Genomic DNA, 23,715 nt, shown 5'->3' with positions numbered 1-23,715 from the left:
CTTTCTTTCTCCGCGAAAGAAAGAACCAAAGAAAGCTCCCGCTGTAGATTTTGCTACAACTGTAGTGCTTCCCAGTGCAAACCGCAAACTCTAAGGCGGTTTTTAAGCAGAACGGAGAGCTGTTGCGAATAACACATGGGTGATACCGATTATGAATTGGCCTTTGAGCGTGAGAACGACGGCCTTGGAGGATACGGTAGCAGCGAGCAGCAAAGCATGGGTAGAATCGTTCATTTTGCTTTATCCAAGCGGATTGAGGAAGCAAGGCGGCTCCAATCTGCGCCATGGATGCTTTGCAAACAGATGCAACGTAGCATCCACAGCCTTGACTTTTTGTCACCTTTTGTGTCAAGACAAAAGGTGTTAATAAAATCCTTCCTTTATTATCTTCAACAAGATACCTTACATGCAATTGCTTCGAATAAACTCGAAGGAAGCATTGTGTATAAAAACAATTTTGTCTATGTTTGAATAACTCATGGGTATACCAAATGGTTTTTGCATATTTGCCTGCGAAAAATGAATAAAATCAAGTTAGAAATAGTTGGATTATCGTACAGCCAAACGCAATCGGGTGCGTACGCATTGGTATTAGGAGAAGTGAATGGCCGGAGAAGGCTTCCCATTATCATTGGAGGTTTTGAGGCGCAAGCAATTGCCATTGAAATTGAGAAATTAACGCCGAGCAGGCCCCTCACGCACGATTTATTTAAAACATTCGCATCTACTTTTAATATTGCCATCCATGAAGTGATTATCTACAATTTGGTGGATGGAATTTTTTATGCCAAGTTAATCTGTAATAATGGTAAAAAAGACATTGAAATCGATGCACGTACATCTGATGCCATCGCTTTAGCCATTCGGTTTGATTGCCCCATTTACACGTATGAATTTATTCTAGGCTCGGCAGGTATTGTGATTGAAGGAAACGATTTTGTTTTTCTAGAAAACATAGATACACCCCGTGAAGAACAGCAGCCAAATGTAGAAGGATCAAAAACCGCCTATGCTTCCTATACCGATGACGAACTGAAAAGTGCACTTCAACAAGCGCTTAATGATGAGGCCTATGAAAAAGCTGCCAAAATACGTGACGAAATCTCAAGAAGGAAATCATCGTAGCCATTTACTTTATCTGTTATACAACCTGGAATTCTAATTCATATGGCTATAAAAATCAGATTAACCATCATGAGCTTCCTGCAATTCTTCGTATGGGGAGCATGGATGATTACCATTGGTGTATATTGGTTTCAAACCAAACATTGGTCTGGCAGCGAATTTGGTGCTATCTTTTCTACCTTAGGTATCTCCTCACTGCTCATGCCGGCATTAACAGGCATCATTGCTGATAAGTGGATCAATGTTGAATTATTATATGCGATTCTACACATCTTATTTGGCTGTATTTTTCTCTACCTACCACAGGTACAAGACCCACATACTTTTTTTTGGATTATCCTGTTGGCTATGCTCTGTTATATGCCCACTATTGCCTTATCCAATTCTATCGCTTATACCCTATTAAAAAAACATCAATACGATATTATCAAAGACTTTCCTCCTATTCGCGTTTGGGGCACTGTTGGATTTATTGCGGCCATGTGGGTGACGGATCTTACCCATAATAAAGCATCTGTAGGCCAATTTTATATTGCCGCCATAGCCGCCATCGGCTTAGGCATTTATTCCTTTTTTCTACCACCATGCCCTCCACTAAAATCAAAGGCTGAAAATGCGTCTTTCGGCGGCCGACTGGGATTAAATGCATTTAAGTTATTCCGTAATTCTAAGATGGCATTGTTTTTCATTTTTTCAATATTTTTAGGAGGCGCACTACAGTTAACCAACATGTATGGAGATGCCTATCTGTCAGATTTTGGTAAACAGGCCGCATATGCCGATTCTCTGGTGGTACGGCATTCTACGATTATATTATCCATTTCTCAAATATCGGAAACCATATTTATATTAGCTATTCCTTTCTTTTTACGACGCTTTGGCATTAAACAAGTCATGCTCATTAGTATGTTGGCTTGGGTACTTCGCTTCGGATTGCTGGCTTATGCAAATCCCATTAATGGACTTTGGATGATTATACTATCCTGCATCGTTTACGGCATGGCATTTGATTTTTTCAACATATCCGGTTCCCTTTTTGTAGAAACCAGTACCAGTGCCCATATCCGCTCTTCTGCTCAGGGTTTATTTATGATGATGACCAATGGCTTAGGCGCGATATTGGGTAGCTCTGTAAGTGGTTATATTATCGAACATTATTTTACCAGTAGACAGGGGCAAATGCAATGGCAAGAAATTTGGATTTGTTTTGCCGCGTATGCGCTCGTTATTGCCTTTTTATTTTCTTTTCTCTTTAAACACAAGCATGATCCCAGCGCCCTTCAGGAGATCAAAGAAGCGGGTGCCTAAGTGTTTTTTATTGGGAGTTAGGAATAAGGGAATAGGGAGTAAGCCATAGGCAATAGGCTATAAGCAGTAAGCTGTAGACTCAATAACTCAACAACTATATGCAGCACTAACAACTGGCAACGCATAACTCGCAACTCATAACACATAACTTACCCCAAGCGCTGCCTAATAGCTTCATAAACAATCACTCCGGCACTAACGGATACATTTAAGGAATCGATTTCACCAAACATCGGTATCTTCGCCAAATGATCTGCATTTCGGATCAGTTGATCAGAAATTCCTTTATCCTCAGCTCCCATAACAAAAGCTGTAGGTAGCTTGAAATCAGGAATATATATTGATTTATCTGTCTTTTCGGTACAGGCAATGATTTGGATTCCAGAATCCTGCATAAACTTGACCACTTGCGCTAAATTGTCATGCCTGCAAACGGGTATTTTATATAACGCACCTGCCGAGGTTTTGATGGCATCTGGATTAATTTCTGCTGATCCACGGCTGGGTACAACGAGCGCATCAACCCCTGCACAAGCCGCTGTTCTTGCAATAGCACCAAAATTACGCACATCAGTAATACCATCTAATATTAAAAAAAGAGGAACCCTACCCTTTTCATAAATCACCGGAATTAGATCTTCTATTTTTTGATAGCTTATAGGCGATATGATAGCGATTACCCCTTGATGGTTTTTTCGCGTCATACGATCCAACTTCTCTACCGGAACCTGTTGATAGTTTATGTCCCGTTCTTTGAGCAATGCTTTAAGTTGCTTAAGTAATTCTCCACTCAAACCTCTTTGGATAAATAATGATTCAATTTCTTTACCACTATCTATGGCTTCCATAACTGCCCGTATGCCGAACACTTGCTGATTTGCTTCTTTTTTTACTGTCTTTGAGAAATGGTGCATGCTTCAAAATTGTGGTGCAAGTTACCAATTAAATCAGTCTCTTTTCCTACGAAAAATCTTTGAATTCAATTTTACCATCATTTTCAAGAAGAACTTTTCGAACAGCGCCTATGCCTTTAAAGAAATAACCTATACCAACAACTTTAACTTCCTCCAATGGTAACGGTACCGTATAAGCAACGCCATCGATACGGAACAGCTGCATATTAGCTATTTTTTTACAAGCTAAGAAAGTTTTTATCCCCCTAATTTATAGTTGAAAATCTACTATTAAGCAGCTGATATAAACAAGCAAAAAGTTATAAACACTATTTTAAAATCATTGATAATAAATCAGATATCCCCTCTATCAACAACTTATCCACACGAAATGTGGAATTTATCCGTTTCTAATCAAAGTAATTTCAGTGCTTAACATTTTTTATTATCCACCATTGTGAGAAACTCGACCTGACGAAGGATGATAAATTAATTACATTTGTGACATGAACTCCGAAAACGAAAACCATTCGTCAAAAAATACAGTTAGAAAAGGGTCATTTGCCGATCGTAAAAATAGACTGGGCAACACCATAAGTGGCCTTGGCAAACTACCGCCTCAGGCTGTAGATTTAGAAGAGGCCGTTTTAGGAGCCCTTATGGTGGAAAAGGATGCTTTATCTACCGTAATCGACATTTTAAAAGTAGATACGTTTTACAAAGACGCTCATCAAAAAATTTTTGAAGCTATCGTTAACCTGTTTCAAAAATCTTCACCCATTGATTTATTGACGGTTACTGCGGAACTCCGAAAAATGGGCGCACTGGAAATGGTTGGTGGCGCCTATTATATTACCCAGCTGACCGATCGTGTCGTATCTGCTGCCAATATTGAATATCATGCACGCATTATATCGCAAAAATATATTCAACGGGAATTGATTAAAATCTCCACAGAGATCATCAACAATGCTTATGAAGATACTTCCGATATTTTTGACCTCTTAGATACCGCAGAGAAAAGCCTGTTTGACATTGCTCAAAATAACCTCCGTAGGGATACACGTAAAATGGATGACATTATGCGGGAGGCGGTGAACAACTTAGAGCAACTGCGTGATCGTACAGACGCGTTAACGGGGGTACCTTCTGGTTTTACGGCCTTAGATCGCATTACCTCGGGCTGGCAACCCTCCGACCTAGTTATTATTGCCGCTAGGCCCGCAATGGGTAAAACAGCATTTGTACTCACCTGTGCAAGAAATGCGGCGGTGTTACATGATAAACCTGTGGCCGTATTCTCTTTGGAAATGTCATCTGTTCAATTAGTTAATCGCCTTATTTCAGGGGAAACGGAAATTGAGCAGGAAAAACTGAAGAAAGGAACATTGGCCGATCATGAATGGACGCAGCTTCATTCGCGCATTGGAAAACTAACGGAAGCTCCCCTTTTAATTGATGACACCCCCGCACTTAATGTTTTTGAATTTAGGGCAAAATGTAGACGATTAAAAGCACAATATGACATCCAGATGGTCATCGTAGATTACCTGCAGTTAATGCATGGTAAGGCAGAGGGTAAAGGTGGTGGAAACCGAGAGCAGGAAATCGGTAGTATCTCTAGGGCGCTTAAATCAGTTGCGAAAGAGTTAAATATTCCCGTTTTAGCACTCTCCCAATTAAGTAGAGCGGTGGAAAGTAGGCCTGGCGCTTCTAAACGACCAATGCTGTCGGATTTGCGTGAATCAGGATCTATTGAACAAGATGCCGATATGGTGCTATTTTTATATCGACCAGAATACTACGGAATGACAGAAGATGAAGAGGGACGGCCAACAGCGGGCGTAGGTGAAGTTATTATTGCTAAAAATAGACATGGGGAAACAAACATTGTACCCCTTAAGTTTGTGGGTAAATATGTTAAGTTTCAAGACCTTGAAGAAGACTTCGGCGGCCATTCCTTTGGAGGAGATTCAGGACTGGGCAATGATAATCCCTTTTCTGCAGGCATGATGCCTTCTTCTGAATTTGGAATGGGGGGCATTATTACACGTCCATCACGCATGAACGATATGGATGATGAAGCTCCCTTTTAATGCGTATACACTTTATAATAAACATTAGCTGATTATCAATTTAGCGCCTATTAGCTAAATGATAATTACTTCTTAAACTTATCCTGCAAGCTCTTCAGCATATCGCTCGTAATAGGTCCACCCTTTTCCTTTGGTTTTGACTGTTGCTTCGTATACGATTGCTGATGTTGGTGGGGTTTTGTTTTCGGTTGTATTGAAACGTCAGCAGCAGTTGATGGTTTAATAGATGCACCTCTATTGTGTTGATTATCGCTACGCAGATCCGTCCAGATCCGCTCAATACAACGTTTGGTATACAAAGGAAAATCCCCCTGCATCATCCAAGAATAATAGCTCGGTTCCGAACGGAAGACCTCAGAGACGCTCTTCCCCTTATGTTTACCGAAACTAAATACCTCGATTCCATTTTCGTCATATAAAATACGCCCTGCAAAGTCCACTGGTTTATTGATATTCGTAAACTGGTGTAAGGCATCTATATCATTTTTAACCGGTATTGATCTATTACCACTCTTATCCTCCCACTCTACTCCAGCATAGCGATCCACCTGAGCCAACAATACGTGATAGGTAGCGCGTACATCTGCTTCAGCACTATGAGCTTGCTCTAATACCTTATCACAGTAAAATTTATAAGCGGCTTTTAGCGTTCGCTGCTCCATTTGGTGAAAAATATTCTGGACATCTACAAATTTTTTATTTTCAATATCGAAATCAACTCCGGCTCGTAAAAATTCTTCCATCAAGACCGGTATATCAAACTTATTGGAGTTGTATCCGGCTAAGTCGGCATGTTCAAGAAAATCAGCAATTTCCTGTCCCACCTCTTTAAAAGTAGGTGCATCCTTTATATCTTCGTCATAAATACCATGAATCAGGGACGAGGTTAGCGGAATAGGCATTTCCGGATTAATCCGGAGCGTTTTTACCTCCTCACTTCCATCAGGCATAGCTTTAAGTATAGAAATTTCTACTATTCTATCAGATGCTACATTCACACCAGTAGTTTCCAGATCAAAAAATGCCAATGGGCGTTTTAGGTTTAACATCATTTCTTTTTTTATTGATTTACTTCTATTAATTGTATGGGCTAAAGGGGGCAATATTAATAAAAATACCCAACAATAACGATCCCCAGTAAAATACCCACCACCATAATGACATATAATAAAATTTCATTGCCTGCATATTGCTTATATTGGGTCCAGAAACTGAAATCTTCTTTGTTTTTTCCCTTTTTCATCTGTAAATAATTATTCGTCTATTTATTATAATTGGCACTCATGTCCAAAGTCCGAAGTGTTTATAAACACCAATTTAATAGTCAAACGCCGTAAATAATTTACATTTCCCAATCATAAAATGAAATTTTAAATAGGGGGACGGTTGGTGATGCGTACGGTATGCATATTCACTATTTTACAGTACCGGCTCGTTTAAAAGCTTTATAATACCAGGTATCCTTTAAGTTGCTGATAATAATCCCTTTTGTTGTTGAAGCATGCACAAATCGACCGTTATGCAAATAAATACCAACATGATTTATTTTTGAACTGCCGAAACTAAAGAAAACCAAATCACCTTCTTTCAATTGCCTTTCATATTTGCGCTTGATCACCGTGGCTTGTTCTTCTGAACTTCTGGGCAGTGATTTGCCATATACTTCATCCATGACCAAGCCGGCAAAACCAGAACAATCAATTCCGTGTTTAGACGTGCCACCATATGCATATGGTGTACCCATCCAGTTATTGATAAATTGATATAACCGTTCGTTCTTCAATTCATGAACATTCACTTCCATTAAATCAGCATAATCTTGCATTAGATTACCCGATCGGTTGAAAAAACCGGAAGAGCCCAAAACGTCTGTTGGAATACCATTATGATCTCCTTTATTATAATTCGCGTTGCTAAGAATAGGTGCGGGTCCCCGTCGTTTACTTAAACAGCCGGTGAGCGTACAAAGTAAACTTAGCATCAGCCATAGAAAACAGGTATTTTTATAAGCACTATTCATTCAAAGCCGTTTTCAGCATCAATCTAATTTAAGAAATCAAGCATGTTTCCGCTTCGGTAACATCAACAGCGTTGGGTGTATTCACTTCAAGTAACGTTACAGGTTTTATTTCGTTCACCAACAAAGGATCGTATAAAATTCGCGTCTTTACATAGTTCTTAGAGAATCCATGCATGTAACCGTCCTTTATATCACTTTCAAATAATACGTCAACTGTTTTTCCCAACTGACTTTCGTAAAACGATCTTCGCTTTTTATCTGATAATATATGCAGCATCTTACTACGATCAGAACGAGCAGCACCCGGAACAGAACCCTCCATTTGTGCCGCGATGGTATTTTCTCTTTCTGAATACGTAAATACGTGTAAATAGGAGATATCCAAACTGTTTAAAAACTCATAAGTATCTAAAAAGTCCTGACGTGTTTCACCGGGAAAACCAACAATCACATCGACGCCGATACAGCAATCAGGCATCAGTTGCTTAATCCGTTTCACCCGTTCAGCGTATAAGCCTCGTTTATATCTACGTCGCATTAGGCTCAAAACTTTGTCAGATCCGGATTGTAGCGGCATATGGAAATGGGGAACAAATCGCTTTGAAGATGCCACAAAGGCGATGATCTCATCGCTTAAAAGATTAGGCTCAATAGAAGAAATACGAAAACGCTCTATCCCATCAACCGTATCTAGTGCTTTTATCAAATCTAAAAATTTATCTTCCCGCTTTCCGGACCGTATACCGAAATCGCCGATATTAACTCCTGTCAACACAATTTCCTTCACCCCTGACGCAGCAATTTCAGTAGCTTGTCGTATAATATCCGGAATGGTACCACTTCTACTAGCCCCACGGGCAAGCGGGATTGTACAAAAGGTACAAGAATAATCACAACCATCCTGTACCTTAAGAAAAGTTCTGGTACGATCACCAAAAGAGTATGCAGGTACGAAACTATTGGTATCAGCTATCGGCGCATTATGAATAATGGCCTTTTCTTCTTTGGTTAAATCATTAATATGGGCAATAATGTTAAATTTTTCTGCCGCTCCAAGAACCATATCTACACCTGGTATCTCTGCAATCTCCTTCGGTTTCAATTGTGCATAACAGCCAACGATGGTAATGTAGGCTTTAGGCGAATATTTCAAAGCCTCCTTGACCACCTTTCTGCACTTTTTATCAGCATGATCGGTTACAGAACAGGTATTGATTACATAAACATCTGCTTGTTCATGAAATGGGACCGTTTGATAACCAGCGTCTTGAAACAATCTACCGATAGATGAGGTTTCAGAAAAATTCAATTTACATCCGAGTGTGTAAAATGCTACTTTCTTTCTTTTCATTAGCCTGCACTTATTGTCTTTGCCCTGCAAAAAGCTATTTGTGTATTTGATGCCAAAAATACGTTTTTTCTACAGCTTATGATATGATGAGCATAGTTTTTCTTCAAAAGCCGATATTTTTGACATAAAATTAAGGTTCTTCTAGAATAGTATTGATGTCTAATTCGTCATTTCACTGTCTGTAATAACGGTAGCATTGGATTTCCTTTCAACTTTAACTAAGTTTGCAAAGGTAAAGGAACATGGAATGAATACAACAACAATACTTCAACGCGCGCTTAATTTTGAGTTTCTAACAAAAGAAGAAGGAGTGCATTTATACCACAATGCCGCTACCGCAGAATTGAGCTACGTTGCAAATGAATTACGAAAAATACAGGTTCCGCATGGTAAGGTAACATGGCAGATTGACAGAAATGTTAATACAACCAACGTTTGTATTGCGAATTGTAAGTTTTGCAATTTCTTTCGGCGCCCGGGACATGAAGACAGTTATATAACCGACATCGAAACGTATAAGACCAAAATTGAGGAAACCATACGTTATGGAGGAGACCAGCTATTGTTGCAAGGTGGGCACCATCCCGATTTAGGGTTAAGTTTCTATACCAATTTATTTAAGCAGTTAAAAGATCTGTTCCCGACGATTAAACTGCATTCATTGGGTCCACCTGAAGTTGCCCATATCGCTAAGCTGGAAAATATGGGACATCTTGAAGTGCTGCAAGCTTTAAAGGATGCCGGTTTAGACTCCCTTCCGGGAGCGGGAGCAGAAATATTGAATGATCGGGTGAGAAGATTGATTTCCAAAGGAAAATGTGGCGGTAAAGAGTGGTTGGATATTATGCGGGCAGCCCACAAGATTAACCTACCCACCTCGGCTACGATGATGTTTGGCCATATCGAAACTATTGAAGAGCGTTTTGAGCATCTAGTTTGGATTAGGGAAGTACAGAACGAAAAACCAGCAGATGCCTATGGCTTTATTGCATTCATTCCTTGGCCATTCCAAGATGACGGCACCTTATTGAAAAAAGTTAGAGGCATTACCAATACTATTACTGGGGAAGAATATATTCGCATGATTGCCTTGAGTAGAATTATGCTACCTAATATCAAAAATATACAAGCTTCATGGCTAACCGTAGGAAAACGTACGGCTCAACTTTGCTTGCATGCAGGTGCGAACGATTTTGGATCCATCATGATCGAAGAAAATGTCGTATCAGCAGCAGGTGCGCCCCATCGTTTTACGTCACGGTCTATCCAAGATGCAATACGGGAAGCCGGTTTTGAACCTCAGTTACGCACGCAGAAGTACGATTTTAGAGAGATTCCCCAAGGTATTCAGGAGCAAGTAATTAATTATTAATCCGATATCGAAAACCTGCCCAAAAGCATGGGAAACATTTCCTCGACCGTTCCCATACGTCATTTCGACCATAGTGGAGACGTCTCGATTTTCTCAAGGAATCAGGGTTCATTCGATATGGTAAAAAGAAGAAATTTCGTTTGGTAATTATGGAAAATATAGCGCTACAGATTGAGGCTTTGATTTTTGCCTCTGAGCAAAGCGTAGAGATTTTTGATATTAAACAAGTGATCAGGGAAACTTTCCATGAAGAACTATCCACCGAAGCAATAAATGCTGCCCTACATACCATTGAGCAAAAATATGCTGATGATGCTTTTGCTATACAGTTATGTCATATAAATGGTGGCTATCAATTTCTGACAAAAAAAACATATAACAGCGTAATTAATCAACTTCAGGTACATCGCTCCAAAAAGAAGCTAAGTCAGGCAGCCCTGGAAACGTTGGCAATCATCGCTTATCGGCAGCCCATCACTAAATTAGAAATAGAACAAATTCGGGGGGTGAGTTGTGACTATTCCATTCAAAAATTACTCGAAAAAGATCTTATACAAATTAACGGTAAGGCAGAAACGATAGGCAAACCACTTTTGTACGGTACAAGTAGGCTATTTATGGATTATTTTGGCATTAATTCAACAGCCGACCTTCCAAAATTAAAGGACATCTTAACGGAGGAACAAAGCATTGGAACATCGGCAGAATAGGCCATTCATATTTAAATTTATTTTTCAATAAATTTCTTGTCTGTTTTAAAATCTTTGTAATTTTAACGCAGATTCCACGTTAGGAACTTAAACGAAATGGCATAATGCAAAACAGGCATGAAATACTGACTGAGCCATACCGGGATTGAATGTGAAGGAGCACGTTATAGTAGCTCATGAGCTAATGCGGATTCTGGATTAAACAACACAAACCAAACAACATAAAAAGCGTAATTTTAGTATTGGAAAATGAAAACGCCAAAGAAGACAAACAAAAAGACAGGTTCAAACAATCCAGCAAAAAAAGCGGGCCAATCAGGAATCAATCCAGCAGACTCAAAGTCTAAGAGACGTTTTGATGATGACGATGATGACGATTTCGATTTTAACGATTTGGATAATTTTGACAACTTTGATGATTTTGATGATGATGACGATTATTAGTCATTCTATCAAAACGTCATCGCTCTATAGATAGAAAGAATATAAAGCACTTAGTATTTATACTGGGTGCTTTTTTGTTATGCGCATGGGACTTGAACATGATAGTTGAGGTGGTTACAAAAAAACAAGAGAAGCAATTTTTAGCCGTTCCAAAAAAGATATACGCTGGCGATCACCATTGGGTATGTCCGTTAGATGATGATATCCGACAGATTTTTGATCCCAAAAGAAATAATTTTCATCAACACGGAGAGTGCTGTCGGTGGATACTATACAGCAATCAAGAACCAATCGGCCGTATAGCCGCTTTTATTGACCAAAAGAAAGCATATAAGAAAGATCTTGCTAAAGGAGGTATAGGCTTTTTTGAATGCATTGATGATCAAGACGCTGCTAATGAGCTGTTTAACGTAGCAAAAGCATGGCTGATAGAACGAGGGATGCAGGCGATGGAGGGACCGATCAACTTTGGTGAAAACGATAGTTTCTGGGGTTTACTCATAGAGGGTTTTAGTAGCCCCTCATATGGGATGAATTACCACAAGCCTTATTATCAAAATCTTTTTTTTCGTTACGGTTTTAAAATAGCATACGAACAAATTACCAATCACCTTGATGTAAACAAACCATTTCCGGAGCGTTTCACACGCATCGCTAAATGGGTCATGGAAAAGCCTGGATATACCTTTAAGCATTTTCAACAGGATAAACTTACGCAGTTTGCAAAAGATTTTATTGAAATTTACAACGATGCGTGGGAAGATTTTGAAAATTTTCATCCCATGCAAATGAAAACCGTCTTAGAGTCGTTTAAAAAAATGAAACCCATCCTCGACGAACGGCTCATTTGGTTCGCCTACGTTCATGATCAACCAGTTTCATTTATTTTGATTTTACCCGATACGAATCAGCTGATCAAAGATTTCAACGGAAAGATGAACATCTGGAACGCTCTTCGATTTGTCATGAATCGCCGCAAAAAAGTTAACCGAATGCGGGCTATTGTTATGGGAACAAAAAAAGCCTATCAAAAGCATGGTATTGAATCCGCCTTATTTATTAAGCTGAAAGAATATGTGCTCCCCTTAAAAAAATATGAACTGCTAGAATTATCTTGGGTTGGTGATTTTAATAAAGAAATGCTGGCTATACATAAAGCCACAGGAGCACAATTTGGGAAAAAACATGCTACCTTAGACTACCTATTTTAAGGAAACGGCTTGTTTCTTCGATAAAACTAACTATTATGTTTGTATGTTTTTCTTAGTTCTTCATAGAGCTCAATAACCTTCTTTTGTAGTTCGATCACTTCATTATTTCGCTCTTGTAATTTTTTATTTGCCAATTCCAGATCCGAATTATATTTCTTTTGTTCATCAGCATCATTAAAATTTAGCAATTGAACAACGGATAAATCAAAAAGCTTCGCTATTTGCTGTAGCCTAGAGAGGTTTATATCGGTAATACCCGTTTCAATTTTGGAAAAAGCAGGGATAGAGATATCGAGTTTCTTAGCCACATCTTCTTGACTCCATCCATTCTGGTGGCGTAATAATCGTATTTTTTTTCCTAGAGATTTCATTCGAAAATAATTTGTTCTTTAATCGCAAACATCTCACATGATTAATCATTTTCAAGCCTTTAATGACCTACGTTAATCATATGGATTTCATTTGAATATCATTTTATCATTAAAAGGTTAAGTGCTCATTTACTGAAATAAAAAGTTCGTTTAAAAACCTTATTTGTATCACAGCCAATCACGCTACCTTTCCAGACACTTGCATATCAAATATAGCAATAAATTTAATCAATTAAAAAACTTATCTGATAAGTTAACAAGATTAAGACCGCCAAAATTTCCTGAACTCATGAAAAGTAAATTTTTACCTTTAGGATTCATTTTTTCAATATGGCTTTCCAGTATTAAGGCATCATTAACGTAAAGAATATCTTCTCTACCAAAAGCATGTGCAATAGTCGCCGCTTCTATCGGCTTAATATTTTTTTGTCTAAATGAATGCTGGTCAATAAAAACAATCGCTTCATCTGCAGCATCCATGGTATGTTTATATTCTTGCAAAAATGCTTCGTTTAGGCTACTAAATGTATGCAACTCAATAATGGCCACCAATTTATTTTCAGGATATTGCTCCTTTACTGCATTAATGGAAGCCCTAACTTTGGAAGGAGAATGTGCAAAATCTTTGTATACAACGCTTCCTTCATGATCAGCAATATATTCCAACCGCCTTGATGCTCCTTTAAAAGTGCTGATAGCCTGGTAAAATTCATCTCGACTTACACCAAGCCATTCGCAAACCGTAAAAGCTCCAGCTAAATTCGAAAGATTATGTTTTCCAAAAATCTGCAAGGGTACATCACCCTTAGCTGTTTTTAAATAGCTTATACCCTTATTTATCGTAAAGTCAGGTAATTTGTAGCCGTGCTTATTAATGTTGGAATGATTGTCGGATACCAATTTTTGTACCTCTTTATCCTCCTTATTATAAACTAATGTTCCCTTGGTTTCTATACTTTCAATGAAGTGCTCAAACTGTTCAAGGTATTCCTGGTAGGTTGGAAAAACATTAATGTGGTCCCAAGCAATACCACTAATCAAGGCAATATTCGCGTGGTAAAGGAGAAATTTCGGACGTCGATCAATAGCTGACGCCAAGTATTCATCCCCTTCAATAATCATTAAAGGCGCATCTTGCGTAATGCTTACCATCGTTTCAAAGCCTTCTAATTTTGCCCCTACGACATAATCAAAATCTCTACCAATGGATTTTAGCACATGCATAATCATTGAAGTAATGGTTGTCTTTCCATGACTTCCGCCGATGACTACGCGGGTTTTATCTTTGGCTTGTTCATAGATATAAGCGGGATAAGAATAGATCTGAAGGCCTAACTCTTGGGCTTTCAGTAATTCGGGATTATCAGCCTTGGCATGCATGCCGAGTACGACCGCATTGATATCTTCAGTAATTCGCTCAGGATACCAGCCCAAGCGTTCAGGAAGCAAGCCGTTATTAGCCAAATTGGTTCTGGATGGTTCATAAATGTAATCATCCGAACCACTTACTAAATAACCTTTATTTGCTAATGCTATGGCCAAATTATGCATAACACTTCCACCGATAGCTATAAAATGGACACGCATATCTTAAAAATTTCTTTTATTATTTCGCTCAAATTTAGCAGCCACCCAATTATCCTGTGTTTTTTTATCGTGATAAGAGAGTCCCACTTTTTTTCCAGCCTCCACCAGTTGTTGCAAATCGTCACCATCATAGAACCCACTTAACAGCAGCTTACCCTGCGACTTTAACGCATCTGCATAAACGTCCAATTGATCTAACAATACATTTCTATTGATGTTTGCCAGAATAACATCATATGGCTCTTCCGGTATAGCTTCTTTTGATCCATGCACTAATCGGATGCCGGAAACTTGGTTAAGTTCAACATTTTCTTGGGCGCTTGTATAGCATATTGGGTCAAGATCTATCGCCGTGACAGTGCTTGCGCCCATCTTTGCTGCCAGAATGGCCAAGATCCCTGTGCCACACCCCATATCTAAGACTGCTTTATCCATCAATGTGGTTTCCAGCATATACCTTATCATTAACGAAGTGGTTTGATGATGACCAGTGCCGAAAGACATTTTAGGATCGATAATAATTTCATAGGGAATATCCGGTCTTGGCTGATGAAAAGTGGCTCGCACATAGCACCTATTATGAACCACTATGGGTTCAAAGTTACTTTCCCAAACCGCATTCCAATTCCTGGCCGCAATGGTGTTGGCTACATAGCTAACATGAAAATCTTCAGGTAAAGTAAGTATAAGCGCCTCAATAGATGAAAAATCTAATTGAGCAGTGGCTATATATGCTTTAAACCCCGTTGAAGTATCTTCAAAGGTGTCAAAGCCCATCTCGGCAAGATCATGAATAAATAAATCACGTTGCCAATCTTCGCCACCTATACAGGTAAAAGTGAGTTCACTATAATCCATTGTTCAACAAGTAAAAAAGCCATCTAATCGGTATTATGGCCAATAGATTGCTTTTTTATCCATTATGGTGTATTAATTAAATACCTTTGCTATATCCAAAAAGTCTCTCGACTTCAGAGATGCTCCACCAATTAATCCGCCATCAATGTCTTTTTGGGAAAATAAATCGGAGGCATTTTTGGGATTACAGCTTCCACCATACAAAATACTTGTTTCTGCCGCTACATCGGCGCCATATTGATCACTAATTACTTTTCTTATAAAGGCGTGTACCTCCTGCGCCTGTTCAGGGCTAGCTGTTAAACCTGTTCCAATGGCCCAAACAGGCTCATAGGCTAAAATGATAGCAGAAAAATCGCTTGCCGAAAGGTGAAATAAGCCTTGTTGTAACTGACTTTTAATTACTTGAAAAAAATCTCCCGATTCACGTTCCTCTTTCGTCTCGCCTATACAAAAAATAGGAGTCAGACCATGCTTCAACGCGATGTCTACCTTCTTCGCCAATAACTCATCGGATTCTCCAAAATAAGCCCTACGTTCAGAATGCCCCAAAATAACGTGAGAAGCTCCTGTTGACTTTACTTGATTGGCAGAAACTTCTCCGGTAAAGGCTCCAGCTTCTTCCTGATGAAGGTTTTGCGCACCAATAAACACATTAGTTACGTCTTTGGCTAAAGCGGAAATACTATGAAGATGAATAAAAGGACTACATACCACCACGATTTGCTCACCGTGTATTTCGTCTTTGACCATATTGACAATTTCAGAAAAAAGACTTACGCCAGTTGGATAATCTAAATTCATCTTCCAGTTACCTGCTACAATTTTTTTTCGCATGATTTCTTGTTTATTATTGTTTCTGTTGATTTCTTGTCTGTTGATAAACTGCTTCTAAAAGGTGTTGTTCAACGGCATCAAATTTACGATTCCGTCTAGCAAAAACCAACTCAGCTGTTTCAAACATTTTATGTAAGGTGTAAACCGTTGCGTTTTCACCGATACCCCACGAAAAATCGGGTACGAAGGTAGGCGGAACCTCACCGCCAAATATACTTGCAGCAACACCTACCACTGTTCCTGTATTAAAGGCCGTATTAATAGCGCATTTAGCATGATCCCCCATAATTAATCCGCAAAATTGGAGGCCGGTATTTCGGAGTTGTTTCGTACCGTAATGATAAAGCTTTACCTGCTTGTAATTATTCTTAAGATTAGAATTGTTACTGTCGGCACCCCAGTTACACCACTCCCCCATTACGCCACTGCCGAAATATCCTTCGTGTCCTTTTGACGAATTACCCCACACCACACAGGTATTGAGTTCTCCTCCCACTCTACATCCGGGTCCAATGGTTACATTGCTGTATATTTTTGTTCCCATTTTTACTTGTGATTGCTCCCCTAAAGCAAATGGCCCTCTAATGAGTGCCCCCTCCCAAATCTCGCTGTCTTTGGCTAGGTAAACAGGTCCTCGTAAGGTGTTGATGGTGCAGCAACTAGCAGTAGCTCCTTCCTCCACGAATAGTTCCTCTCCCAGCACGGTTACGGTACTGTCTAAGGAAGCAGAAGTACGACCCTTGGTCAATAATTCAAAATCCTTTCGGAGTTCAACCCCATTTTGACTAAATATGTCTTCCGGATAGGAAATTTTAATGTACTGGTTTATATAAGTAATCGATTTATATCCTGCAAAATCCGTTGAAATTAGCATTTTTAACTCTTCAAGCGATGTTCTTGCAGCAATACAACGTTCCATATCCAGCAATCGTTCGCCGGATTTTAACTTACCTAAGGCCTCACACAAAAACTCATCTGGGCACACACTGCTATTAATAGCTAGGATATCATGGTCTGTTGAGGCTAAGGGATATTTTTGTTGCAAATAATCAGCTGTAGAATAGGAAACGGGCAAACCTAGCCATTTAGTCCATTTGTCCGCAATGGTGAGTATACCTATGCGAAGATCAGCAATTGGTCGGGTCAAACTTAATGGATAAAGATCAACCCTGCGTTTTTCGTCGTCATATACTACTACATGCATTCGTATCGAATTTATAGGGGCTAAAAATAAAAAAGTCTCGATAAATTACCGAGACCCTATAGCTAAAATCGCCACCAATTATTTTTTAGTATAACGGCTGCGGAACTTGTCAATACGTCCTGCTGTATCCACCAACTTCATTTTACCAGTATAAAACGGATGTGAAGTATGTGAGATTTCTAACTTAACCAATGGATATTCCTGACCATCTTCCCACTGGATGGTCTCTTTTGTGTCTATACATGATTTGGTGATAAATGCATAATCATTCGACATGTCTTTAAACACCACTAATCTGTAATTTGATGGATGCAAATCTTTCTTCATTGTGCTAATCTTTTATCAGTTCCTTTCGTTATGCCCCCTTCTTTTCTTAGAAAGACATGTACGGCTACGAAAAAACTATATATTTTTAAATTGTTACGTTCTTTTAAGGCTGCAAAGATAGTTATTAAAATATATCAATCAAAAAATATTTAAACGATTTTTAAGGGAGCATTATCATTACCTTATATCAACGATAAGTACCTTAACGGATTGCCAACGATTTTGCCGCGATTATTATCGTTTGTAAAGTTAAAACTAGCGTACTTCTGAAATGGGGTGATCCTTTAGCCATGCGATAAGTAATTTAGTCATGCGATTATAACGCTTCAATCCCTCTGGTTGATTATTTAGCTGCAGATACTCATTATAAAATTTAGAGCTGGCATGATTCACTATCCCTTCAAATTGTTGCCAATAGGCATTTTCTTGTTCGGCATCTTGTCTAACCGCAGGACTTAACTGTGCTAATAAGTTCTGATAACTTTGCCTATCTTCCAGAAAAACTTGGTTTAACAGCATAAATAATGCATGATAGTAAGCAGAATAATTAAACAGTTTATTATCGCTAGAAGCACACAAGATGAAGCCGATAAGATTGGCCTCGTCTTCAAAACCAATACCTGCCTGATGACTTAATTCATGGCAGGCAGTGAAGGGTTTTGCTAAGGTGGGCATTGCTGTGTTAACCTGTGCTTCCTGTGTAAACGGATTGAAATAACCGGCAACCATGGTATAGTTGACATGAAAATTAGTTAGCGGCTCTTTTACTTTTGGATGGAATACAAACAAATAGGAAGCTAAAAAGGTATTGTTGCTCAATAGGTCTTGTGCCTGATCAAAAATCTCTTGATTGCTTTGTTGCAAATCCTGTTTACTTAGGCGCGCACGATAAGCATTAGCTTTGTCAATACATAATACGGTAGTTTCCAATAATTCACAGGGTTCTTTAACCGTCGTAGTTAAACCTATTCGCCGTTCTAAGGGCACCCTGAAATAATTTAATCCCCAAAAAAGGTAAAACGCTATGGCTATTAACAATCCAGCGTTAACCAGGTGTAGCAATAATTTACCCGCCCGTCTGTATTTCCGTTTAAAGGCCAAGAAAATGAGCACGATAAAAGCCGCTAATAAGAATAAGATACAAACCCCATAAAAACAATCACCCAAATCAAAAGGTATCCACGCCCCAAGCGTTTGCCCAATAATTGCAAATGCTGGAAAGAGTTTATTGCTGTAAAAGCGCTCTACTAACGTTTCTTGTTGTGAAAAACACCAGAAACCCAACAAGATCAAAAGGAATATACTGGTCGTTTTAAATGATTTAAAAAGCTCTTTTTTCACCTGAAAAGCCAATTAACTTTCTTGTTCAAAATACAGTTTATAAAAATGCATTCCTTTATCTTCATCAAATCCTTTTTCGACAAAATCCCGCTTCCCATGAATATAAACGTGGAAGTTTTTGTCTAGTTTTAAAACCGACTTAAATCCTTTAGCCTCCTTTTTTACCGCTTTTCCAGAAATCGGAAAGTTATTGCCAATAGCAATTTCGTGCTGCTCCTCAAAATCAGATTTATAAGCCTTAAATAAGGCTATGGCATTGGGATCACCTAAAACTTCGTTTGAAAAATCATCCACTTCAAACACTTCTTTTTCTTTAAAATAAGTCATTGAACGATTTAACAGATCAATTCTATCGGCGCGCTCCATTTCATAGTTCTCTTCTAATTTTTCTTTTACAAAATTTTTGCAAACCTGCATGAGGTTTCCCGTCTGGTAAAAGTTGTCGTTACGAATACGAACCTGCATAAAATCATCTTTCCAATAAACAGCTTCTTGTTGTTTATTGGTTTGATCTATGGCCAACACGTTAAACCCTTCTTCTTTGGCCGTATTTAAAATAAGGCAACCTTTGTCTAACTTTTGAATGTTAATCGCATTTTCCTCATAATCCAATTTAAATCCCCCCTGTTCTGGGTAAACTTTCAAATAGGTTTCCTTCGTTTCCGATTTAAAAATGCCTAACGCTTGAATTACTTCACCCTCTAATTGCACCTGTTCAAAATGCGCTACATAAACCTCACCAGCCTTAATTTTTGGATGGTTGGAACTTTCATATAAGTGCTTCGTTATTTGCTGCCCTATATAATGGAAATCGGCTTCTCCCTCGAAAAAAAGCTTAGCAAAATGATATAATTCATTCAACTCCAAATGACCACTGCTATGACTAAGGTGATACACTTCCTGTACTTTCTCAAAGGGGGATAGAAAGTATTGCATCAGCAATTTGGGCAATAACTCATCCTGCAGCTGCAACGGATGATCAGATAATATATAATGTTCATCCAGCATTTTATTACCTACTCGATGAACGGCTAATTCTGCCAAAGAGGCTTCGAAAAATGACAACATGTTTTATGCAATAAAGGCGACTAAATTAGCAATTATTTGGCCGTAAAGAAACGGTGCATGAATAACAATTGATAAGGTATACTATTTGCCCAGTACGTCCATGTATGTGCGCCTGGCCGGGCAATGTAATCATGCGGAATATTGCGTTTCAAAAGCTTCTGATGCAGTTTCAGGTTTACTCCATAAAAAAAATCTTCCGTTCCGCAGTCTATCATTAATGCCAATTGATTAGGTTCCAGTAAATATAAAAGGTTCGTTACGGTATTTTTTTCCCAATTGTCGGGGTGCGCAGCATAGGTTCCCAAGCGTTTGGCCAAATCCCAATTATTGGGAAAAGGGCGTATATCCACTCCTCCTGATATACTTCCAGCAGCGCCAAATAAATCCTGATGCCTAAAGGCTAAATATAGTGCACCATGGCCTCCCATGCTTAGGCCGGTTATTGCCCTACCTTTTCTATTTTTGATCGTTTTATAGTGTTGATCAATCCAAGGAATCAGTTCTTTGGTAACATATGTTTCGTATTGAAAGCTAGGATCTTCCGGACTATCCAAGTACCAACTTCCAAATCCCCCATCAGGACACACAATCATAAACTGGTAAAGATCTGCCATTTGCTGAATAGCCGGTACCTGCTTAATCCAATCGGCATAGTTACCACTATAGCCATGAAGCAGATAAACGACGGGGAGTTCAGTTTTTCCGTCGTAGGCATCCGGCCTAATCACCACAGCCTTGATTTGTTTACTCATTACGTTGCTTCTCGTTAATACCGTATCTACTTTAGCTGCCTGCGCCAGGTAGCCCAGTAAAAAAAAGCCCATGGCTAATATTATTTTCTTCATCTGCTTGAAAAGATTTTTTGACTAAATTAAGGTTTCTATCGCCACTTTAAAAGTATTACAATGGGCATCGACAATATTTTTGATTTCGGGGGAATACCCCCCTCCCATACTCACTTGCACTGGTACACCTATTTTTTTACAACAGCTAAACACCAGATAATCCCGCAATTTACATCCATTTTGCGTTAAATTTAGCCTTCCCAATTTATCTGTTGCCAAAACATCTACACCCGCCAAATAAAAGATGAAGTCTGGTTTGACACGGTCTATAACTAATGTTAGCTGCTTTTCTAATATTGTCAGGTATTCATCATCCCCTATACCATCGGCCAGCCCGATATCCAAATCAGACGTCTCTTTTCTGAAAGGAAAATTTCGCTCGGCATGCATAGAAAATGTAAATATTTCTGGTTTGCGTCTACATATTTCTGCTGTCCCATTTCCCTGATGAACATCCAGATCAACGATTAATACCTGCTTCGCTTTTTGCTGATGTAAAAGGTAATATGCACCTATTGCTTGATCATTCAATAAACAAAAACCTTCTCCCCAATAACTACCAGCATGATGTGTACCTCCGGCGATATTGAAAGCAACACCATTTTCCAATGCAAAGTCACAGGCAGTTAACGTTCCTCCAACGATGTACATTTCGCGTGTAATAAGCTGTTGGGTCAACGCGAAACCAGTACGCCTTATTTCTTGTGCGGTTAACTTCATTGATTTTAGCCGATCCCAGTAAGCTGCTTGATGTGCTAAGGTAATAAATCGTTCATCTACAGCATTTGGGGCAAAGAAGTTATCCTTTTCAACAATGCCTTCGTATAAAAGTTGCTCTGGAATGAGTTCGTATTTCATCATCGGGAATCGGTGCCCAATGGGTAATGGATGATTATAGAGAGGGGCAAATGCTATTTTTAACAAGATTGAAAATTTCGATGATTTAACCAGGAATCCAAACAGCATCATCAATGCTTTGGAGCATTCCTTTTCGTTTAAATTCCTAAAGCGAATTCGGGCTTAAATTTACGGATTGGATTCCTTAAATCAGTAAGGTATTGCTTTTTTTCTCTTCCGATAGGGCTTCTCTTCTACGGAAGAATAGGCTACTGTCGTTTTAATAAGCACCAGTAAAACGATGATTATCCCAAAAGAACCTAAATAAACCAAGGATTGGAACGCTTCATTACCCATTTCCAACTGTTTCATAATGACGCCATAGATAGCCCAGATAATAACCAATCCGTAAAAAATATTATGTTTGAAATAAACAACTACCGCACCAATACCAATTGTAACCATTAACAAGGTATAGCTCACATATAAGTTAATCTGGATATTGGTTAACCAACCTAAACTAACTAACCAAGCAGCGAAATTGGTGAGTGTTGCAACAGTTATCCAGCCGAAATAAAGGCTAAGTGGTAATTGCGTAATAAATAAAGAAGTTTTTCCTTTTTTTGGATTTAGCAATTGCAATCGCCTATCAATACAATATAGGGTGTACCATTGAACAAGTAAGAGCAAGCAAGAGACGCCGGGCAAATCATTTAACCAAGTGTATATCCAGGCACTAATAGCCAATTGATTAATAGCAAACATAAGTCCTATAACCACAATCTCCTTATTCGTTATATACGTTTCATTCTGTTTAAAAGCTTGAACGAGGTGGTAAATGAGCATTGCTGCGAGTGCTAAATAGATAAGCGGCCAAATGGAAAAGGCAAAATTAGCTGGCGTTATCCCCGATTCATATTTTGCAGACATCTCCGCCATCGTATATACCCCAACAACGGCTGTCTGGCCTAACATGGATAAAACAAAAGCAAAGATAAAGGTCACCAAATTCAATATGGCTAACTGCTTGACGTAACGCATACTACCTCCCTTTAAGGTATAACAAACAGAAAGTCATAAAGTTCAATCTTATCAGGACAGTAAAGCAAGTAACTCTTGAAGGTAATGTTGGTCTACCCCATCAAAATGGTTTAATTGATCGCTATCAATATCCAACACGCCAATTATTTCGCCCTCTTTCCATAAAGGAAGTACAATTTCTGATTTTGAGGCTGTACTGCAGGCAATGTGTCCAGGAAATTGATCGACATCGGGCACTATTATAGGTACTTCTTTTTCCCAAGCAGTGCCACAAACGCCATTTCCCCGTTTAATTCGTGTACAAGCTATCGGACCTTGAAAAGGTCCTAAAACTAATTCATCTTCTTTTACCAAATACCACCCTACCCAAAAAAAATTAAATTGACTTTTTAAGGCAGCAGCCAAATTAGCCAAATTGGCTATCAAATCACGCTCACCATAAGTTAATGCTTCGATCTGTGGTAGTAACGATTGGTATTGGTTTTCTTTGCTTCCCGTGCCAACAACTAAATTTTCCGCCATAGAATAACTAAATTTTGATCACTCAAACTTAAGCACCTATTTAACATTTACCTAATTAATTTTCATTTGTAAATGATTATTCGTCTATTGCTATTTTTACTATTGGCACTCCTGAACCGCAAATCGGTTTTTAATCCATCGGCCAGATAGAGCTTACCTTGTTTAAACCCCGAAGGGCTCATGAACACCAATTAAATGTTTAAAATCCGTGAATAAATTTACATTTCCCTCTGTGATAAAAATTCATTGTTGTCCGGTTAAATTCCCAATGTTCTTACAAAACATGCTTGGTTTCACTTGATCGCTGTTTTTCTGTTTAATGTCGATAGCATGGTCATGTCTGAAAG

Annotated in this window: 26 protein-coding genes; 8 read left to right on the top strand and 18 right to left on the bottom strand. The window is 38.8% G+C overall.

Going from position 1 to position 23,715, the window contains the following annotated elements; translation table 11 throughout:
- Window positions 1–135: 135 nt before the first annotated feature.
- From ABD930_RS10085 to ABD930_RS10075, 3 genes are read left to right on the top strand one after another with little or no spacing between them, the layout of a single operon-like run.
- Window positions 136–471: a hypothetical protein gene (locus tag ABD930_RS10085; RefSeq protein WP_345231588.1), complete on the top strand. Its 336-nt coding sequence runs from the start codon at window positions 136–138 to the stop codon at window positions 469–471.
- Between the two features lie 48 nt (window positions 472–519).
- A complete protein-coding gene (locus ABD930_RS10080; RefSeq protein WP_345231587.1) occupies window positions 520–1,125 on the top strand; it encodes a bifunctional nuclease family protein in 606 nt (201 codons plus the stop codon).
- A 42-nt stretch (window positions 1,126–1,167) separates the two neighbouring features.
- Window positions 1,168–2,433 (top strand): nucleoside permease, encoded by a 1,266-nt coding sequence (locus tag ABD930_RS10075; RefSeq protein WP_345231586.1) that lies wholly within the window; start codon window positions 1,168–1,170, stop codon window positions 2,431–2,433.
- Window positions 2,434–2,582: 149 nt separating this feature from the next.
- Here ABD930_RS10075 and rlmB read toward each other — a convergent pair whose 3' ends face one another.
- Entirely contained in the window at window positions 2,583–3,347 is a 765-nt protein-coding gene (rlmB, locus tag ABD930_RS10070; protein ID WP_345231585.1) for a 23S rRNA (guanosine(2251)-2'-O)-methyltransferase RlmB, read from the bottom strand.
- A 46-nt stretch (window positions 3,348–3,393) separates the two neighbouring features.
- Entirely contained in the window at window positions 3,394–3,552 is a 159-nt protein-coding gene (locus ABD930_RS10065) for a hypothetical protein (protein WP_345231584.1), read from the bottom strand.
- 280 nt (window positions 3,553–3,832) lie between these two features.
- On the opposite strand from ABD930_RS10065, the gene dnaB reads away from it, so the two are divergent.
- Window positions 3,833–5,422 carry a replicative DNA helicase gene (dnaB, locus tag ABD930_RS10060; protein WP_345231583.1) on the top strand — a complete coding sequence of 530 codons (1,590 nt, stop codon included), beginning with the start codon at window positions 3,833–3,835 and terminating at the stop codon, window positions 5,420–5,422.
- 65 nt (window positions 5,423–5,487) lie between these two features.
- Here the strand turns inward: dnaB and ABD930_RS10055 are convergent, their stop codons facing one another.
- The 4 genes from ABD930_RS10055 to mtaB form a co-directional block, all read right to left on the bottom strand.
- On the bottom strand, window positions 5,488–6,474 hold the full coding sequence (locus tag ABD930_RS10055) for an exonuclease domain-containing protein (protein WP_345231582.1): 987 nt from the start codon (window positions 6,472–6,474) through the stop codon (window positions 5,488–5,490).
- 53 nt (window positions 6,475–6,527) lie between these two features.
- A complete protein-coding gene (locus ABD930_RS10050) occupies window positions 6,528–6,665 on the bottom strand; it encodes a hypothetical protein (RefSeq protein ID WP_345231581.1) in 138 nt (45 codons plus the stop codon).
- A gap of 171 nt (window positions 6,666–6,836) precedes the next feature.
- Window positions 6,837–7,442, bottom strand: a complete 606-nt coding sequence (locus tag ABD930_RS10045) for a C40 family peptidase (RefSeq protein ID WP_345231580.1) — start codon at window positions 7,440–7,442, stop codon at window positions 6,837–6,839.
- A gap of 28 nt (window positions 7,443–7,470) precedes the next feature.
- Complete coding sequence (gene mtaB, locus ABD930_RS10040; protein ID WP_345231579.1) at window positions 7,471–8,793, bottom strand: tRNA (N(6)-L-threonylcarbamoyladenosine(37)-C(2))-methylthiotransferase MtaB; 1,323 nt, start codon at window positions 8,791–8,793, stop codon at window positions 7,471–7,473.
- A gap of 247 nt (window positions 8,794–9,040) precedes the next feature.
- Here mtaB and mqnC point away from each other — a divergent pair, with 247 nt between their 5' ends.
- The 4 genes from mqnC to ABD930_RS10020 all read left to right on the top strand — a co-directional run bounded on the left by mqnC (window position 9,041) and on the right by ABD930_RS10020 (window position 12,530).
- Window positions 9,041–10,165 (top strand): cyclic dehypoxanthinyl futalosine synthase, encoded by a 1,125-nt coding sequence (gene mqnC / locus ABD930_RS10035; RefSeq protein ID WP_345231578.1) that lies wholly within the window; start codon window positions 9,041–9,043, stop codon window positions 10,163–10,165.
- Window positions 10,166–10,314: 149 nt separating this feature from the next.
- Window positions 10,315–10,875 carry an SMC-Scp complex subunit ScpB gene (scpB, locus tag ABD930_RS10030; protein WP_345231577.1) on the top strand — a complete coding sequence of 187 codons (561 nt, stop codon included), beginning with the start codon at window positions 10,315–10,317 and terminating at the stop codon, window positions 10,873–10,875.
- 249 nt (window positions 10,876–11,124) lie between these two features.
- Window positions 11,125–11,319 carry a hypothetical protein gene (locus ABD930_RS10025; RefSeq protein WP_345231576.1) on the top strand — a complete coding sequence of 65 codons (195 nt, stop codon included), beginning with the start codon at window positions 11,125–11,127 and terminating at the stop codon, window positions 11,317–11,319.
- Window positions 11,320–11,417: 98 nt separating this feature from the next.
- Complete coding sequence (locus tag ABD930_RS10020) at window positions 11,418–12,530, top strand: GNAT family N-acetyltransferase (protein WP_345231646.1); 1,113 nt, start codon at window positions 11,418–11,420, stop codon at window positions 12,528–12,530.
- A 26-nt stretch (window positions 12,531–12,556) separates the two neighbouring features.
- Here ABD930_RS10020 and ABD930_RS10015 read toward each other — a convergent pair whose 3' ends face one another.
- The 12 genes from ABD930_RS10015 to ABD930_RS09960 all read right to left on the bottom strand — a co-directional run bounded on the left by ABD930_RS10015 (window position 12,557) and on the right by ABD930_RS09960 (window position 23,368).
- A complete protein-coding gene (locus ABD930_RS10015; protein WP_345231575.1) occupies window positions 12,557–12,901 on the bottom strand; it encodes a helix-turn-helix domain-containing protein in 345 nt (114 codons plus the stop codon).
- Window positions 12,902–13,129: 228 nt separating this feature from the next.
- On the bottom strand, window positions 13,130–14,488 hold the full coding sequence (locus ABD930_RS10010; protein ID WP_345231574.1) for a UDP-N-acetylmuramate--L-alanine ligase: 1,359 nt from the start codon (window positions 14,486–14,488) through the stop codon (window positions 13,130–13,132).
- A 3-nt stretch (window positions 14,489–14,491) separates the two neighbouring features.
- The gene (gene prmA / locus ABD930_RS10005) at window positions 14,492–15,346 is read right to left on the bottom strand and encodes a 50S ribosomal protein L11 methyltransferase (RefSeq protein ID WP_345231573.1); all 855 of its coding nucleotides are present in this window, start codon (window positions 15,344–15,346) and stop codon (window positions 14,492–14,494) included.
- 72 nt (window positions 15,347–15,418) lie between these two features.
- Complete coding sequence (tpiA, locus tag ABD930_RS10000; RefSeq protein WP_345231572.1) at window positions 15,419–16,183, bottom strand: triose-phosphate isomerase; 765 nt, start codon at window positions 16,181–16,183, stop codon at window positions 15,419–15,421.
- Window positions 16,184–16,196: 13 nt separating this feature from the next.
- Window positions 16,197–17,387: a putative sugar nucleotidyl transferase gene (locus ABD930_RS09995; protein ID WP_345231571.1), complete on the bottom strand. Its 1,191-nt coding sequence runs from the start codon at window positions 17,385–17,387 to the stop codon at window positions 16,197–16,199.
- Window positions 17,388–17,465: 78 nt separating this feature from the next.
- Entirely contained in the window at window positions 17,466–17,714 is a 249-nt protein-coding gene (locus tag ABD930_RS09990; protein WP_345231570.1) for a type B 50S ribosomal protein L31, read from the bottom strand.
- A 255-nt stretch (window positions 17,715–17,969) separates the two neighbouring features.
- Entirely contained in the window at window positions 17,970–19,055 is a 1,086-nt protein-coding gene (locus ABD930_RS09985) for a DUF3810 domain-containing protein (protein ID WP_345231569.1), read from the bottom strand.
- A 12-nt stretch (window positions 19,056–19,067) separates the two neighbouring features.
- Entirely contained in the window at window positions 19,068–20,123 is a 1,056-nt protein-coding gene (locus tag ABD930_RS09980) for a nucleoid-associated protein (protein ID WP_345231568.1), read from the bottom strand.
- 32 nt (window positions 20,124–20,155) lie between these two features.
- The gene (locus tag ABD930_RS09975; RefSeq protein WP_345231567.1) at window positions 20,156–20,968 is read right to left on the bottom strand and encodes an alpha/beta hydrolase; all 813 of its coding nucleotides are present in this window, start codon (window positions 20,966–20,968) and stop codon (window positions 20,156–20,158) included.
- 21 nt (window positions 20,969–20,989) lie between these two features.
- On the bottom strand, window positions 20,990–21,892 hold the full coding sequence (locus ABD930_RS09970; protein WP_345231566.1) for a histone deacetylase family protein: 903 nt from the start codon (window positions 21,890–21,892) through the stop codon (window positions 20,990–20,992).
- Window positions 21,893–22,015: 123 nt separating this feature from the next.
- The gene (locus tag ABD930_RS09965; protein ID WP_345231565.1) at window positions 22,016–22,846 is read right to left on the bottom strand and encodes a hypothetical protein; all 831 of its coding nucleotides are present in this window, start codon (window positions 22,844–22,846) and stop codon (window positions 22,016–22,018) included.
- A 51-nt stretch (window positions 22,847–22,897) separates the two neighbouring features.
- Window positions 22,898–23,368, bottom strand: a complete 471-nt coding sequence (locus ABD930_RS09960; protein WP_345231564.1) for a GAF domain-containing protein — start codon at window positions 23,366–23,368, stop codon at window positions 22,898–22,900.
- Between the last annotated feature and the right edge of the window lie 347 nt (window positions 23,369–23,715).

Source organism: Olivibacter ginsenosidimutans (assembly GCF_039542865.1).
Taxonomy (GTDB): Bacteria; Bacteroidota; Bacteroidia; order Sphingobacteriales; family Sphingobacteriaceae; genus Olivibacter; species Olivibacter ginsenosidimutans.
This window is presented reverse-complemented; position numbering and strand designations above follow the sequence as displayed.

Excerpts from the sequence above, each read along its gene's own strand:
- ABD930_RS10085 (WP_345231588.1), top strand. The coding sequence starts at position 136 with ATGGGTGATACCGATTATGAATTGGCCTTTGAGCGTGAGAACGACGGC.
- ABD930_RS10080 (WP_345231587.1), top strand. The coding sequence starts at position 520 with ATGAATAAAATCAAGTTAGAAATAGTTGGATTATCGTACAGCCAAACG.
- ABD930_RS10075 (WP_345231586.1), top strand. The coding sequence starts at position 1,168 with ATGGCTATAAAAATCAGATTAACCATCATGAGCTTCCTGCAATTCTTC.
- rlmB (WP_345231585.1), bottom strand. The coding sequence starts at position 3,347 with ATGCACCATTTCTCAAAGACAGTAAAAAAAGAAGCAAATCAGCAAGTG.
- ABD930_RS10065 (WP_345231584.1), bottom strand. The coding sequence starts at position 3,552 with ATGCAGCTGTTCCGTATCGATGGCGTTGCTTATACGGTACCGTTACCA.
- dnaB (WP_345231583.1), top strand. The coding sequence starts at position 3,833 with ATGAACTCCGAAAACGAAAACCATTCGTCAAAAAATACAGTTAGAAAA.
- ABD930_RS10055 (WP_345231582.1), bottom strand. The coding sequence starts at position 6,474 with ATGATGTTAAACCTAAAACGCCCATTGGCATTTTTTGATCTGGAAACT.
- ABD930_RS10050 (WP_345231581.1), bottom strand. The coding sequence starts at position 6,665 with ATGAAAAAGGGAAAAAACAAAGAAGATTTCAGTTTCTGGACCCAATAT.
- ABD930_RS10045 (WP_345231580.1), bottom strand. The coding sequence starts at position 7,442 with ATGAATAGTGCTTATAAAAATACCTGTTTTCTATGGCTGATGCTAAGT.
- mtaB (WP_345231579.1), bottom strand. The coding sequence starts at position 8,793 with ATGAAAAGAAAGAAAGTAGCATTTTACACACTCGGATGTAAATTGAAT.
- mqnC (WP_345231578.1), top strand. The coding sequence starts at position 9,041 with ATGAATACAACAACAATACTTCAACGCGCGCTTAATTTTGAGTTTCTA.
- scpB (WP_345231577.1), top strand. The coding sequence starts at position 10,315 with ATGGAAAATATAGCGCTACAGATTGAGGCTTTGATTTTTGCCTCTGAG.
- ABD930_RS10025 (WP_345231576.1), top strand. The coding sequence starts at position 11,125 with ATGAAAACGCCAAAGAAGACAAACAAAAAGACAGGTTCAAACAATCCA.
- ABD930_RS10020 (WP_345231646.1), top strand. The coding sequence starts at position 11,418 with ATGATAGTTGAGGTGGTTACAAAAAAACAAGAGAAGCAATTTTTAGCC.
- ABD930_RS10015 (WP_345231575.1), bottom strand. The coding sequence starts at position 12,901 with ATGAAATCTCTAGGAAAAAAAATACGATTATTACGCCACCAGAATGGA.
- ABD930_RS10010 (WP_345231574.1), bottom strand. The coding sequence starts at position 14,488 with ATGCGTGTCCATTTTATAGCTATCGGTGGAAGTGTTATGCATAATTTG.
- prmA (WP_345231573.1), bottom strand. The coding sequence starts at position 15,346 with ATGGATTATAGTGAACTCACTTTTACCTGTATAGGTGGCGAAGATTGG.
- tpiA (WP_345231572.1), bottom strand. The coding sequence starts at position 16,183 with ATGCGAAAAAAAATTGTAGCAGGTAACTGGAAGATGAATTTAGATTAT.
- ABD930_RS09995 (WP_345231571.1), bottom strand. The coding sequence starts at position 17,387 with ATGCATGTAGTAGTATATGACGACGAAAAACGCAGGGTTGATCTTTAT.
- ABD930_RS09990 (WP_345231570.1), bottom strand. The coding sequence starts at position 17,714 with ATGAAGAAAGATTTGCATCCATCAAATTACAGATTAGTGGTGTTTAAA.
- ABD930_RS09980 (WP_345231568.1), bottom strand. The coding sequence starts at position 20,123 with ATGTTGTCATTTTTCGAAGCCTCTTTGGCAGAATTAGCCGTTCATCGA.
- ABD930_RS09975 (WP_345231567.1), bottom strand. The coding sequence starts at position 20,968 with ATGAAGAAAATAATATTAGCCATGGGCTTTTTTTTACTGGGCTACCTG.
- ABD930_RS09965 (WP_345231565.1), bottom strand. The coding sequence starts at position 22,846 with ATGCGTTACGTCAAGCAGTTAGCCATATTGAATTTGGTGACCTTTATC.
- ABD930_RS09960 (WP_345231564.1), bottom strand. The coding sequence starts at position 23,368 with ATGGCGGAAAATTTAGTTGTTGGCACGGGAAGCAAAGAAAACCAATAC.